A 14,755-nucleotide genomic window follows, 5' to 3' on the forward strand; every position below is an offset into this window, starting at 1 on the left:
CGAATGTCGAGACGAACCACCACGGGGGCTCATCAGCGCCACATCGCTCCGTGGCTGGTGCTCAGCTGGTTGGTAGCGGTGCTGTGCACGCTGCTGATTTTCCTTGGAGTAGGCGTCTCGAGCTATCTCATCAGCATCGTCGCGTGGATCGCCTCGATCACCGCGGTGTCTCTTCGCCTCCGGTCCAAACCCGCACCTGGCAAGCGCAACGCGACAGCAGTATGGCTCTCTCCTCTGATCGCCTGGGGCCTGCTCGTCCTCGTGCCCTGGTCGATCAACCTGTACCTGGACCGACCCTGGCCGGTCGGCTTCGAGGGCATCGTCGAGGACAGCCTTCCAGCCACATTCGTCCTGAACCTCACCGCGCTGGCCGGACTGACCCTGGGACTCCTGTGCATGAGCGCACCTCTCGCAGCCCCAGAGCAGCTCGGGGAAAGACCCCGACAGTGGCGGGTCGCAGTGGTGGGATCCGCCTTCGTCGTCATGTATTTCGGCAGCCTTGTCGCGACCTCGAACTCGATCACCGCGTTCTGGCGACTCGGATCGGACAGCGGCTACTTGCAGACCACGTCTGCCCGTGGAGCTGTGGGGTACTTCGACCTGATCCCCACTGCCATGGTTGTTCTCGTTCTCTGCCTGGCTTTCCTCGAGAAGCGCAGCGGAAACAAGATCTCGCTGACCACGGGCACCTTGATGGCAATCACCATCGTCATCTCGTTCGGGCTTGGCTCTCGCTTTCGCCTGGGCCTTCTCCTCTTCGGTCTCATCGCCATCCTGTGGGGCAACGCCGGCATCCGAACTCTTGGGCGCAGGCTGCGCCTCATGATCATCGCTGCAGGCAGCGCGGTGGGATTCGTCGCGGTCAGCGGGTTCCTCAGCTTCTTCCGGTCTGGTGTCAACAGCAGCGGTCCGGACGACATCATCGACCGGTTTGCACGAGGCGTCGACGTCCTCGGCATGCAGGAGCTCGCTGTGCGCCGGGGCATGGAGGCCGGCAGTCTTGGCGGCGAGTCCTACTGGGAGATCCCGATCCAGGCGCTTCCCCGAGCTCTCACTGGAGCTGACAAGATGGCACCAGTGGCACAGCGCGAACTTGGGTTCTACCTCGACGACCGTGCTGGTTTCAGTGCTCCGGCGTGGTTCGAGCCATGGTTGAACTTCGGACCTCTCGGGCCGCTGGTCTGGGGCTTTGCATTTGTCGTTGGCTACTGGTTGATGCTGAGGATGGTCGCGACGTCCCGTCGCGCCGCTTCCCTGTGCCTCTTCGCGCCCCTGTGGACACTGGTGATCTACCAGATCTTCAGTCGCCTTCTCGTCACACTTGCACTGTCGACCATTCTTGCGAGCTTGGTTGCGCTGCTCCTGGCACGGTGGACGATGCAGCCAGTCGACACCACAGGCTCAGCATCATCTGAGATCCCCGCACAGGCTGCGCGCGAGAGCTCCAGGACCGTCGCGTGATCACCCGAAAGCAGCTGATCGGACATGCGGCCGCTTCGTTCCTGTATGGGCTCGTACCAACTTCTTGGGCTCGTCGGAATCAGACGCCGGCGCAGTCGAACAGTCCTTCTGATTCCAGCGACAGGACGGTGGTGCCGACAGCCGGACAGGGTGTCAACATCACCTCGGGATCAGTGGTCAACTCGGTCTCGGGGGGCACCGCGAACACCATCCTGGGGGGTGGCACAGTCACCAATCCCCTCACGATCACGGGCGGCAACGACGCCGGCACCAGCGGCTCGTACCGAGTCATCGTCGGTGGCTACGACCATCTCATCAACTCGACCGGTGTCGGCGCTGACGTCGTCGGTGGTGGTGCACACCACCGCATCACAGGCACCTCCACTCACGGCACCATCTCCGGCGGCTCCTACTGCGTCATCTCCGCCGGGGACTACGGAAGCATCGGAGGTGGCACGAACAACGCCGTGTCGGCATCGGGAGCAACGATCGCCGGTGGCCGTACGAATGTTGCTGCTGGCCAAAGTTCTACTGTCGCTGGCGGGGTGGGGAACTCTGCCCTGAATGCCAATGACAGCATCTCAGGCGGGATCAACAACGTCGCGGGCGGCATTGCCAGCACGGTCGGGGGCGGGAATGGCAATCGCGTCCTTGGACGCAACGGCTTCGTCGGCGCTGGCGGCGGTAACACCCTGGGAGCCGAGGGGACCAGTCATGGGGACTACAGCTTCATCGGAGGCGGTTTCCAGAACTCGCTCGGCACCACCTCGAACGCGCGATTCGCCTCGATACCTGGCGGACGTGAGTGCTCCGTGCAGCACGAGTACGCCACCGCCTCCGGATATCACGCGGTAACGCGGTTACCGGGTGCGGAGGTCCGCGCCAGTGGTTCGTTCGTCAGAGCTGGCGACGCCCAGATCAGTCGGCTGACTTTACGCAGGGCCACGACCGACGGCGTCGCTACTGTGCTCGGCTGGAACGGGAATGCTGCACCGCCCATGATCCTCACCGGCACGACCTACCTGCTCGAGGGCACCGTCCTGGCTCGACGTACCGACCAGCCCGGAGCCAACGCAGCATGGCGTGTGTCTGCTCTCTACGCCCGTGACGGTGGTGGCGCGAGGGTGGTCGGCGCAACTGTCGTCCCGCTAGCCGTCGAAGGTTCGGCGTCAGCCTGGTCAGTGACGCTGACAGCGGGCAACTCGACCGTCAACGTCAACGCTGTCGGGGCACCTGGGCACTCCATTCGGTGGGTCGCCAACGTCGTCTTGACCGAGCTGGCGCAGTAGGGCAGCAGCCCCCATCCAACACCTGAGCACGAGTTTGGGCTGGCATAACGCGTAGTTATGCTTCGAAGGTCGTCCCCAGAGAGGTCTCCCTTCGTGCCACCCACCGCTCCCCCGCGTGCGCTGACGCACCTCGACGTGCTCGAGTCCGAGTCGATCCACATCATCCGTGAGGTCGCCGCGGAGTTCGAGCGTCCCGTCCTGATGTTCTCCGGCGGCAAGGACTCGATCGTCATGCTCCGGCTGGCCGAGCGCGCCTTCGCACCCGCCCGGATCCCCTTCGGCCTGCTGCAGGTCGACACCGGCTACGACTTCCCCGAGGTCCTCGCCACCCGCGATCGCTGGGTCGAGCGCCTCGGCGTCGAGCTGCACGTCGCCTCCGTCGAGGAGGCCATCGCCGACGGCACGGTCGTCGACGACGGCAAGACCTCGCGCAACCGCCTGCAGATCGGCACGCTGCTCAACGCCATCGAGGAGCGCGGGTACACCGCGGCCTTCGGCGGTGGCCGTCGCGACGAGGAGAAGGCCCGCGCCAAGGAGCGGATCTACAGCCACCGCGACGACTTCGGCCAGTGGGACCCGAAGAACCAGCGCCCCGAGCTGTGGTCGCTCTACAACGGCCGGATCCACGAGGGCGAGCACATGCGCGTCTTCCCCCTGTCGAACTGGACCGAGCTCGACATCTGGCAGTACATCGCCCGCGAAGACCTCGACATCCCCGAGATCTACTACTCGCATCGTCGCCGGGTCTTCGCGCGCGACGGGATGCTGCTCACGGAGAGCGAGCACAACCCCCTCCGCCCCGGTGAGGAGGCACAGGAGCGCCAGGTGCGCTTCCGCACCGTCGGCGACCTCACGCTCACCGGGTGCGTCGAGTCCGACGCCTCCAGCGTCGAGCAGATCATCGACGAGATCTCCATCGCCCGGCTCACCGAGCGAGGCGCCACCCGTGGCGACGACCGCTTCAGCGAGGCCGCCATGGAGGACCGCAAGAAGGAGGGCTACTTCTGATGGGTATCGACCTGCAGACGGACACGTCGTCTCGAGGCTCCTCGCAGACCTCGTCGCACCTCGACGACCAAGGTGCCGAGGAGGCAGCGGTGAGCGCTCAGTCCACCCAGACGGATCTGGACCTCGGGATCCTGCGGGTCGCGACGGCAGGGTCCGTCGACGACGGCAAGTCCACGCTCATCGGGCGGCTGCTGCTCGACAGCAAGGCGATCTTCGAGGACCAGCTCGAGGCCGTCGAGGCGACGAGCCGCGCGAAGGGCCACGACCACACCGACCTCGCGCTGCTGACCGACGGCCTGCGCAGCGAGCGCGAGCAGGGCATCACCATCGACGTCGCGTACCGGTACTTCTCGACGCCGCGGCGCAAGTTCATCCTCGCCGACACCCCCGGGCACGCGCAGTACACGCGCAACATGGTGACCGGTGCCTCGACGGCTGACCTCGGGCTCGTCCTCGTCGACGCCCGTCACGGCATCACCGAGCAGTCGCGCCGGCACACCGTGCTCCTGTCGCTGCTCCAGGTCCCGCACATCACCCTCGTCGTCAACAAGATGGATCTCGTCGGGTACGACGAGGCGGTCTTCACGCACATCCGCGACGAGTTCGAGGACTTCGCCGGCCGGCTCGACGTGCCGACGACGAGCGCCTTCCCCATCAGCGCGCTCGCCGGCGACAACGTCGTCACCCCCAGCGACGCGATGCCGTGGCACAGCGGTGGCAGTCTGCTCGACCACCTCGAGACCGTCGAGACGGCCTCGGACCTCGGCAGCGAAGGGGGCGTCCCCTCCCGCTTCCCGGTGCAGTACGTCATCCGGCCGCAGCAGGGTGAGTACCGGGACTACCGCGGCTACGCCGGGCGCGTCGAGGCGGGGACCTTCGAGGTCGGGCAGCAGGTCGTCGTGCTGCCGAGCGGCATGCGGACGACGATCGCCGGCATCGACGTCCTCGGCGAGGAGCTCGAGCAGGCCGTGACCTCGCAGTCCGTCGTGCTCCGGCTCGCGGATGACGTCGACGTCTCCCGTGGCGACCTCGTCGCTGGGGCTGGGGAGCATGAGCCCGAGGTGACGCGAGAGCTGACGGCAACCGTTTCGTGGATGGCGACCGGCGAGCTGCACGAGCGTCAGAAGCTGCTGCTCAAGCACACCACCCGCACCGTGCGCGCCGTCGTGCAGGGTGTGAGCTCTCGGCTCGACATCAACTCGCTCGAGCGCGACCGTGACGCGAGCACGCTCGAGCTCAACGAGATCGGCTCAGTCACGCTGCGGCTCGCTCAGCCGCTCGTCGTCGACCCGTACGCCGATATCCGGTCGACCGGGTCCTTCATCCTCATCGACCCCGCCACCGGTGCGACGGTCGGCGCCGGGATGATCTCGGGTACGCACGGCGAGGACTACGCAATCTGACGATCGTGCGATACATGCAGAAGGCCCCGGCTCTCACCGGGGCCTTCCGCATGTATTGATCGCTACTACTACTTGAGGCCGGTTCCGCTGTACCCGACCTCGATCACCGAGCCCGTCGGCAGTCCAGCGACGCCCTTGAGCAGCTCAACTCGCAGCATGGTGACGTTGATGGTCTGAGCGCCTATGACCTGCCTGTTGACCGTCACTGTCGCAACACCGGGAATCTCAACGACCGAGTTCGCCTCGAGATCGGCGCTCGCCACCGACTTGCCCGCGATCTTCAGGCCGGCGAAGGTCGAGGTGTTCGACCGGTAGTACTTGCCCGTCGCCTTCGAGCGCGAGGTGGTTGTCTCTGCTTTGATCGCGTCTGCGGTGATGAGGCCCCCGAGGATGCGCGGAGACGCGGTCGTGTTCGTCACCTTGGAGTAGATGCGGGCGCTCTCGCTCACGCCGCGCGCTGTCGTCGTCGTCGTGCCCGAGCTGATGAGGAGCGGGACATTCACCCCCGCGACGTCGTTCTTCGCGACTCCTCCGGCGCAGGGAACGCCGATATATGCGGTGGGGCTCGAGGTCACCGCGCCGCTCAGGGCTCGTACACGGGTGCTGAACCCAGTTCCTGTGTAAATCTGGTTCTCAGGCAGGTCCTGGACGGTCGCCGTTGTCGACGCGATCTGGATGGTCGACCCTGCGGCCAGGCCCAGGGTGTTGCCGGGCAGGACCCGGATGACGAGCCCGGTCGTCCTTGCGGTGTACGCACCGGTCGAGCTCGTGGAGCGCGACTGCTGGTTGACCGTGACGTCGGCGATTCCGGCGATCGTGATCTTGGAGTTCTTGGCGACGTTCGCCGAGATGCTCCTGCCGCCGATCTTGAGGTTGGTGAAGGTCATCGTGTTGACCCCGCTGCGCGTGCCGCCGGACTTGGCGTAAGCCGAGGAGTTGGTCTTGATCGCGTCGGCGGTGATCCGGCCGCCGAGCAGGTTGACCTTGCCCACCTGCGACTGGGTGTTGGTGCGCTTGTAGGTGCTGGTCGCGGTCGTCCTCGCCAGCGTCGTGACGGCCCCGGTCTTGCCGACGACGGGAATCGAGATGCCGGCAACGGACTGCTCGTCCTGCAAGCCTCCCTCCCGTGTGCAGCCAACCCACGACTTCGCCGTTGCGCCGGAGGTCACCGTCCCGTTGAGCAAATTCACCTGAGAGCCATAAGCCACGCCCGAGTAGGCCACGCCCGGTTTCGTCGCGCTCGCGGCCACCTCACGCGCAGTGCTCGCTGGCGCCGCCGTAGCCGGTGGCGCTGCAAGCACAACTGTCGCGCCGATGGTGATGAATACCCCTGCAATCCTCATGAGAGCCCCTTCCCTGAGTCCCTGCCACGTCAGCAGGGCTGACACGCAGGAGGCTAGTGACGCTCGTCATACGGTCCGCACGGTGCAAACTTCAGGATCCCGTCTGAAGGTCGTCAGGAGATGGTCAAGACGTGTAGTCGGCTCGTCTCGCGAGGGGTTTCGAGGCTCGAGCCCTAGGGGCTCTTCGCGCCTCAACCAGCGAAGGCCGACTTGGTTTCGAGGCTCGTCGCAGAGCTGGTCGTACCTTCAACAGCGAGGGGCCGTTGATGGTTGAGGTGCGAGGGCCGCCAAGGCCCGAGCCTCGAAACCCTTGCTGACCGTTCGCCGACATGGCCTGGCCATTTCGAACACCTGTTCGATAGTGTGGGGTCATGGCGACGATGCCGCAGCTCCTCAACCCGGGCACCCCGGGCCAGAGCCACGTGCCAGCCCTCCTCGACCAGGCCCACGCCGTCATCGACAGCCTCCAGGACGCGATCGCCGCCGACCAGCGGACCGCCGGGCGGGCTCTGCGCGCCGATCTCGTCGAGGTCGAACGCCTCGCCCGACGTGTCGAGGCCGCGCGGCTGCGCCTGGTCGCCCGGGCGGACTCCGTGCGCGTGGCGGAGCGCACCGGGCACACCGACACCGGGGCCTGGGTCGCACAGTCCACCAACGGCGACCGACGACCCGCCTCACGCGACGTACGCCTCGCCACCGCCCTGACCGCGCCCAGCACGCCACCCCCGGGTGACTCCCCTGATCAGACCCCTGTCGGTCTGACCCTCGTCGGCTCTGAATCCCCTAACACCCCGCCCGAACCGCCGCAGCCCGAGCTCGCCCGCACCGCCGCAGCCCTCGACGACGGGCGGATCAGCGCCGACCACGCCCGCGTCATCACCCAGGCGATGGACGACCTCCCCGACGGGCTCACCCTCGAGCAGCGCCGCGCCTGCGAGGCCGAGCTCCTGCTCCTCGCGGTCAACCGGGCACCGGCCAAGCTACGGATCGCCGCCAGGCGCGTCCTCGAAGCCGTCGAACCCGACGAAGACGTCGTCGACGCCCACGAGGACAAAATCCTTGCCGCGCAAGAGGCGCACGCCCGCGACGAGTCGGCCTTCTGGATCCGCGACAACCACGACGGCACCATGACCGGGCACTTCACCGTCCCCTGGGCCGCCGGCGCGATCCTCGGCAAGGTCATCGACGCCATGACCGCACCCCGACGCCGCACCCAGCCCGGCTCGGACACCGTGATCACCGAACCCAGCGACCTCGCCCGCCTCACCGGCGACACCCGCGTCGACGAGCTCGACTGGCAGCACCGCCGCGGCCTGGCCTTCGCCGACCTCCTCACCCGCATCCCCACCGACCACCTCTCCCGCAAGGTCGCCGCCACCCTCCTGGTCACCACCCGACTCGACGACCTCACCGGAGACCTGCGCCGAGCCGGAAGCACCGACGCCGGCGACCACCTCGACACCGGCACCATCCGCCGCATGGCCTGCGCCGCCGGGATCATCCCCGTCGTCCTCGGCGGACCCTCACAGCCCCTCGACCTCGCCCGACAGAAGCGCCTCTTCACCGAAGCCCAAGCCCTCGCCCTGTCCCTGAGCTACGACACCTGCGCCGCCCACGGGTGCGAACGCCCCTTCGCGTGGACCGAGATCCATCACCTCCACGCCTGGCGAGACGGCGGACTCACCGACCTGCTCAACGCGGTCCCCCTGTGCGGCTACCACCACCGCATGATCGACGGACCCGACTGGCAGCACACCACCCACCGCGCACCCGACGACACCGTGACGATCCACTTCCACCGACGCACGTAAGCGGGCGGGCAGTATGCGGGTCAGGTCAGGGCACGTGACCGTTTCGACGCCGAAACGCGACTGAACTGAGTCTCGACAGACGGTGCCGTGGGTCACAGATGCGCCAATACCTTTCTCGCACAGGCCTCGTCGCCCCCTCGGCGTGGTCTGCCCCCCGCCCGCCTCGCGCTGAGGAGCGTGCTGTGCGAATGACGCAACCCCCTGCCCCCGCCCATCTGCTGCGTCGAACGGCCGGTCTCGTCGCCGCCGTCGCTGCCGCCGGACTCGTCGTCACGGCCACCGCCGCAGCGCCACCCGCCGAGGCCTCGTCCTCGTCAGCTGCCGGGTCGAAGCCCACCCCCGCACCGACGAGCACCAGCAAGCCGAAGACCACGGCGAAGCCGAAGACCACCGCAAAGCCCAAGACCACCGCAAAGCCCAAGACCACCGCAAAGCCCAAGACCACGGCGAAGCCCAAGACCACGAGCACGCCGAAGCCGACCGCCAAGCCCAAGCCCACGAGCATCCCGAAGCCGACGGCCACCCCTTCGCCCGCCGTCATCTCAGCCCCCGCGGCCGGTACGACGAACCCCCGACCCGCCCTCGGCGTGCAGTACCACGGCATGTGGTCGGACCAGACGCCCGCGGTGCGCGCGAAGGTCCTCGACCAGCTCGTCGCCAACGGCTCCGAGTGGGTCCGCATCGACGTCTCCTGGGCGATGATCGAGCCCAAGCACCAGCAGTACGACATGCAGTGGGGCGTCCCCTTCGTCGACACCGTGCTCAAGGAGGTCGAGGACCGGGGCCTCAAGGCCATGGTGACCTTCTGGCTCACGCCCGACTGGGCCAGCTACGGCAAGGGCGAGCGCTACGCACCGCGCTACCCGACCGCCTACGGCCGCGCGGCCGGCTGGGCCGCCAAGCGGTGGGGCCACACGGTCGACGCGTGGGAGATGTGGAACGAGCAGAACCACCCCGACTTTTTCACCACGGCCGACCCGGTCGCGTACACGAAGATGCTCTGCTCGGCCTACACCGAGGTCAAGAAGGCCGACACGAGCCCCGTCGTCTACGGCGGGCTGCAGTACAACGACGCGGCTTTCGTGAAGAAGACGTACACGGCCGGGGCGAAGGGGTGCTTCGACATCCTCGCGACCCACCCGTACTCGGCACCCTCGGACTTCTCGCCCTCGCGCGACGGCGGGGCGCCCTGGGGGGTGACCCGGGTGCGCGACGTGCGCGCCGTCATGGTCGCCCAGGGCGACGCGGCCAAGCCGATCTGGTTCACCGAGCTCGGCTGGTCAACCGGTCAGATCCCCAACCCGCAGCCCTGGCAGCGGGCGGTGAGCGAGCAGACTCAGGCCGACTTCCTCGAGGAGACGGTGGCGCTGACCCGCAGCAGCTATCCCTACGTCAAGGGGATCATCTGGTTCCGCGAGCGGGACCGGACCGGCGGCAACCCCTACGAGGACGGGTACGGCCTCATGCGGGCCGATCTCACCCCGAAGCCGGCCCTCGCCCGGCTCAAGGCGGTTGCCTCCTCCTGACGTGCTTCTTGACCATCTCTTGACGATTTCCTGACCAACCCTGGACAAACGGTGATTGAAGGATCACCCTCATGGCACGATGCACCTTGGATTACTCGGGGGTAACGAGCCGTAGGGGGCTGGGTCATGGGGACAGGTCTAGGCACGACGGAGGTCGCGCGCGCGACGGCTCACGCGCCGACACCGCCGACGGTGCGCACGGGTGATCTCGCCGAGCTCGGTGAGCCGGTCGCCCGGCTCCACGACCTCGCCGGGGTCCCCCTGCGCACCCACGCGCGCGACCTGCTCGCGTGGGCCCGGACCGTCGGGCAGGACGTCACCGTCGTGCTCGTCGAGGACGAGACGGGCGCGCCCGTCGCGGCCGCGCTGCTCGAGGTGCGCGTGCGCCGGACCCCGGTCGGCTCCCTCGTCTCTGCCCGGCTTGCCGGGCATGCCACCCTCGACCACCAGCGCCTCGTGGCCCTCGACGACGAGGCCGCCCGCGCGCTCGCCGGGGGCATCCACGACCTACTTGCCGAGCACATCGCGTGGCGGTGCGAGCTCGAGCTGCTGCCCGTCGGCGACCCGGTGGTCGCCGAGCTGAGGCGGCTCTCCCCCTTCGCCCAGACCACGGCGGACGACCCGACCCCGCAGGTGATCTGGCCGACCGAGCGCACCGAGCGCACCTGGGCGGCCAAGAAGACGCGGCAGCGCACCCGCACCGCGCAGCGACGGGCCGACGAGAGCGGGCGCGACTGGTCGGTGACCCGTGCGACCGAGGCGAGCGAGGTGCTCGCCGCGCTGCCGGCGACCCTCGACCTGCGTCTCGAGCGCGAGCTGGAGCTGGGGCGCAGCGACTCGCTCGCCGACAGCCGCCAGCGGGCCGCGCACGTCGAGCTCTGCGAGAGCCTCGCCGCGCGCGGGGCGCTCGAGCTGTGGCAGCTCCACGTCGACGGTGCGCTCGGGGCCTACCTGCTCGCGGCGCGCGACGGCGACATCATCCGGCTCGTCGACGGGCGGATCCACCCCGACGCCGAGGACCTCTCGCCGGGCGTCATCCTGCACGGGCACGCGCTGCAGGCCTGGCACGCCGACCCCAGCATCACCGGGGTCGACCTCGGTCGGGGGCTGACGAACTTCAAGCGCTCGCTGCGCACGCAGGACATCGACTCCGAGGCCACCGTGCTGTGGTCGCACCCGGCGCTCGCGCGGCTGGAGCAGCAGCGTGCCGCGGCGGTCGAGGGTGCCCGGTCTGCGCTGCGTGACGCCCGCGACCGCTCCCCCACTGTCGCGCGGGCCGTGCACGCCGGGCGCCGCGCCCAGACCTGGGCCCGCGCCCACCGTCCCGCCGTCACGGGTGGGAGCGCAGCGCACCAGGACGCGTCGTGAAGCGCAGCGGCGAGCGAGAGCTCGTCGGCGGGGGTGGCGGCGCCGCGGCGGTGACGGCACCGGTGCCCGCCGCCCGGGTCGCGGCCGAGCGGATCCGCTCACGGCGACGCCGCGGGTGGATGCGCGCGGTCGACGTCACCGTGCTCGCGCTGCTCGTCGCAGCCGACCTCGCGGTGCCCGCGTTCGCACTGGTGGCGCACCCCGACCAGTGGCTCTCGGCGCTCGGCCTGGCGCTGGGCATCCTCGCGATCGGCAGCTGGGCGGGCCTGTACCGCAGGCGCTTCCACAACAGCGTGCTCGACGAGCTGCCGTGGATCCTCGTGGCCGGTGCGGTCGGCGTCGGGGCCGCGGCGGTGCTGCCGCTGCTCGTCGGCGAGCCCACCCCGGACCGGCTGCGGGCCGTGCTGCTCGAGCTGGCGATCGCACTGCCGCTGGGGCGCGGGCTCGTCTACGCCGGTCTGCGCTGGTGGGTCGGGGGGCACCCGGCGCGCCAGACCCGGGTGCTCGTCGTCGGCGAGGACGACAGGGCGACGCAGCTCATCGAGCGCATCGAGTCCCACCCCGGTGAGGGCGTCGTCATCGCGGGGGCGGTGGCGGACGGCGAGCCGGCGACCCCGGAGGTCGAGGTGCTCGGCGGGGTCTCCGACCTCACCGACGTCGTGCAGCGGCGCCGGATCGACGCGGTGATCCTCACCGACGCGAGCGCGCCGGAGTGGCGGCTCGCGCACTCGCTGCGGCGGCTGCCACGCCGGCTCAAGGTGCTCACCGTGCCGGCCGGGTACAGCCTGCGGCTGCGCGGCGGGCGGGTGAGCGACCAGCTGTGGGACATCCCGGTGCTGCCGGTGACGCCCGGTCCGCTGAGCGGGCCCGGGTGGTGGGCCAAGCGCGCCTTCGACGTCGTCGTCGCCGGCACCGCCCTGCTCGTGCTCTCGCCGCTCCTGCTTGTCGTCGCCCTCGCGGTGCGCCTCGAGATCGGGCGGGGCGTGATCTTCCGCCAGGAGCGCATCGGGCGCGACGGTCACCCCTTCGTGCTCTACAAGTTCACCTCGCTCAAGCCCACGGCCAGCCGCGAGGCGGAGACGACGTGGAGCATCGCGCACGACGACCGGGTCGGCCCGGTCGGGCGCTTCATCCGGGCGAGCTCGATCGACGAGCTGCCGCAGCTGGTCAACGTGCTGCGCGGCGACATGAGCATCGTCGGGCCGCGACCCGAGCGGCCGCACTTCGTCGAGCAGTACGCCGACCTCTACCCCGGGTACGAGGACCGCCACCGGGTGCCGGTCGGGCTCACCGGGTACGCGGCGGTCAACGGGCTGCGCGGCGACACCTCGATCTCCGACCGCGCCGACTTCGACAACAGCTACATCGACAACTGGTCGATGTGGGAGGACGTGAAGATCATCGTCAGGACCGTCCGCAGCGTCATCGGTCGTCATGGTCGCTGAGGCCGCCGTGACCCCGCAGACCCAGGGCACCCGCCTGCGGGTGTGCGTCGTGCTCCCCTCGGCCACCCGTGGGGGCGCCGAGATCTGGCAGGAGCGGCTCGCCGCCGCCGGCTCGCGCGTCGACCTCGAGGTCGTCGCGCTCGCCGAGGGCGACGCGGCCGCGCAGTGGCGCCGCCTCGGGGTGCCCGTCACCGTCGTGCCCACCGGCACCCGGGCGAAGGGGGCGGCACGCACCGTCGCGCGGGTGGCCGCCGTGCTCCGTCGCAGCCGTCCGGACCTCGTGCTCGGGCACGGGGTCAAGGCCGGGCTCGTCGCCGCAGCCGCCGGGGCGATGTCGGGGACGCGCTCGGCCTGGGTGCGCCACGACGACTCCTTCGAGGGCGGGCTCGTGCGGCTGCTCGACACGCTCGTCGACGGCCGGGTGAGCTCGGCGCAGCGGCTGACGACCGGTCGGCCTGCAGGTCTCGTCGTGCCGCCGCCGCTGCCCACCGGCACGGTGGGTCGCGCCGAGGCGACGGCGCGGCTCGGGCTCTCCGACGACGGGCTGCTCCGGGTCGCGATGGCGACCCGGCTCGCGCCGTACAAGGGGGTCGACGACGCGATCCGGGCGCTCGCGCAGGTCGACGGGTGGGCGCTGCACGTCTACGGGGTGGCCGACGCGGCCTACCCGGGCGAGCGCGGGCGACTCGTCGCTCTCGCGGAGCGCCTCGGGGTCGCCGGGCGGGTGCACCTGCACGACCCGGTCGACGGCGTCGGCTCGCTGCTCGCCGCGCACGACGCGCTGGCGGTGCTCACCCGCGCCGACCGCGACGCCCGGGTGACGGGCGAGTCGCACAGCATGGCGGCGCACGAAGCGCTCGCGTGCGGGGTGCCGGTCGTCGCGACCCCGCCGCTGGAGCAGACGCTCGGCGAGGGCTGCCTCGCCGTGCCCGCCGGCGACCCGGCGGCCGTGGCCGCCGCGCTCGTCGGGCTCACCGACGCCGCCGTCCGCGCTCGGGTCGCCGCCGCCGGTCGGGAGGTCGTCGCGGGCGAGGACCCGCACGCCGCTGCCGCGGCTCTCGAGCGCCACCTGGCGGAGGTCGCCCTTCGCCCCGGCGCGGGTCGCACCGACGGTCCCCCGGTCTCCGTCATCACCACCGTCCTTGGCGAGGCCGAGGGGCTGGGCACCCTCCTGCGCCAGCTGCGCCCCCAGCTCGGCCCCGACGACGAGGTCGTCGTCGTCGACGGCGGGTCGCGCGACACGACCGTCGACGTCGCCCGGACGCACGCGCAGGAGGACCCGCGGGTCACCGTCGTCGTCGCGCCGGGCGCGGGCATCTCGGCCGGGCGCAACATCGGCATCGGGCGTGCCCGGCACGACCTCGTCGCGTGCACCGACGTCGGATGCGAGCCGGCGACGGGGTGGCTGAGCTCCCTTCGCCGAGCGGCCGCGGACCACCCGGGTGCGCTGCTCACCGGGGTCTACGACGTCACCGCGACGACGCCGCTGCAGCGTGCGCTCGCCGTCACCGGGTACCCCGTCGTCGAGGAGTCGACGCACCCGACGCCGCTCACGCGGCTGCACGGGCGGCTCTTCGGGCGCGCCTTCGACCCGACGATGCCGACCGGGCGCTCGATGGCGCTGCACCGGGACGCGTGGCGCGAGGTCGGCGGCTTCCCCGAGCACCTCGCGACCGGTGAGGACGTGACCTTCGGTCGCGCGGTCGCGCAGCGCCGGCCGGCGGTGCTCGTCACCGACGCGCTCGTCACGTGGGAGCAGCGCCCGACCCTGCGCAGCACGCTGCGGATGTACTACCGCTACGGGCAGGGGTCGGGGCACTCGCGCGACGCGCTGCTCCTCGCCCGCGACGCGGTCCGCGCCCTCGCCTACCCGGTCGGGGTCGCGCTCGTCGCGCGCGGTGGTGCCGCGCGGGGGCTCGCGCTGGCCGCCGGCGCGCTCTACCTCAGCGTCCCCGCCCTGCGCGCGGCCCGCGGGCCGCAGCCGGTGCGCACCACCCTGCTCGTCGCGCCGGTGAGCGCGCTGCGCGACGGGGCGAAGGTCCTCGGCGCGGTCGACGGCCTGCGCCACCCCCCGGACGGGGACACGTGACCCGACAGGCAG

At 70.3% G+C, this 14,755-nt stretch carries 10 protein-coding genes; 9 read left to right on the plus strand and 1 reads right to left on the minus strand.

Translation table 11 applies throughout. The features are described 5' to 3' along the window. The first annotated feature begins 3 nt into the window (after positions 1-3). The 4 genes from LIV55_RS04525 to LIV55_RS04540 all read left to right on the plus strand — a co-directional run bounded on the left by LIV55_RS04525 (position 4) and on the right by LIV55_RS04540 (position 5,161). Positions 4-1,461 (plus strand): hypothetical protein, encoded by a 1,458-nt coding sequence (locus LIV55_RS04525; RefSeq protein WP_229299307.1) that lies wholly within the window; start codon positions 4-6, stop codon positions 1,459-1,461. Next, complete coding sequence (locus LIV55_RS04530; protein ID WP_229299308.1) at positions 1,458-2,750, plus strand: hypothetical protein; 1,293 nt, start codon at positions 1,458-1,460, stop codon at positions 2,748-2,750. The genes LIV55_RS04525 and LIV55_RS04530 overlap by 4 nt, the downstream gene beginning before the upstream one ends. A gap of 93 nt (positions 2,751-2,843) precedes the next feature. Beyond that, positions 2,844-3,758: a sulfate adenylyltransferase subunit CysD gene (gene cysD, locus LIV55_RS04535; RefSeq protein WP_229299309.1), complete on the plus strand. Its 915-nt coding sequence runs from the start codon at positions 2,844-2,846 to the stop codon at positions 3,756-3,758. Then, a complete protein-coding gene (locus LIV55_RS04540) occupies positions 3,758-5,161 on the plus strand; it encodes a sulfate adenylyltransferase subunit 1 (RefSeq protein WP_229299310.1) in 1,404 nt (467 codons plus the stop codon). Before cysD ends, LIV55_RS04540 begins: the two co-directional genes overlap by 1 nt. A 68-nt stretch (positions 5,162-5,229) precedes the next feature. On the opposite strand, the gene LIV55_RS04545 is transcribed toward LIV55_RS04540, so the two are convergent. Then, complete coding sequence (locus LIV55_RS04545) at positions 5,230-6,504, minus strand: choice-of-anchor P family protein (protein WP_229299311.1); 1,275 nt, start codon at positions 6,502-6,504, stop codon at positions 5,230-5,232. A 371-nt stretch (positions 6,505-6,875) separates the two neighbouring features. Here LIV55_RS04545 and LIV55_RS04550 point away from each other — a divergent pair, with 371 nt between their 5' ends. From LIV55_RS04550 to LIV55_RS04570, 5 genes are all read left to right on the plus strand, one after another. Next, positions 6,876-8,315: an HNH endonuclease signature motif containing protein gene (locus LIV55_RS04550; protein WP_229299312.1), complete on the plus strand. Its 1,440-nt coding sequence runs from the start codon at positions 6,876-6,878 to the stop codon at positions 8,313-8,315. Between the two features lie 188 nt (positions 8,316-8,503). Beyond that, positions 8,504-9,841: a glycoside hydrolase 5 family protein gene (locus tag LIV55_RS04555; protein ID WP_229299313.1), complete on the plus strand. Its 1,338-nt coding sequence runs from the start codon at positions 8,504-8,506 to the stop codon at positions 9,839-9,841. Between the two features lie 126 nt (positions 9,842-9,967). Next, positions 9,968-11,209, plus strand: coding sequence for a GNAT family N-acetyltransferase (locus tag LIV55_RS04560; protein WP_229299314.1), 1,242 nt, complete (start codon positions 9,968-9,970; stop codon positions 11,207-11,209). After that, complete coding sequence (locus LIV55_RS04565; RefSeq protein WP_229299315.1) at positions 11,206-12,654, plus strand: sugar transferase; 1,449 nt, start codon at positions 11,206-11,208, stop codon at positions 12,652-12,654. Before LIV55_RS04560 ends, LIV55_RS04565 begins: the two co-directional genes overlap by 4 nt. A gap of 7 nt (positions 12,655-12,661) precedes the next feature. Beyond that, the gene (locus LIV55_RS04570) at positions 12,662-14,743 is read left to right on the plus strand and encodes a glycosyltransferase (protein ID WP_229299316.1); all 2,082 of its coding nucleotides are present in this window, start codon (positions 12,662-12,664) and stop codon (positions 14,741-14,743) included. Positions 14,744-14,755 lie beyond the last annotated feature (12 nt).

Source organism: Janibacter melonis (genome assembly GCF_020567375.1).
Classification (GTDB): Bacteria; Actinomycetota; Actinomycetes; order Actinomycetales; family Dermatophilaceae; genus Marihabitans; species Marihabitans melonis.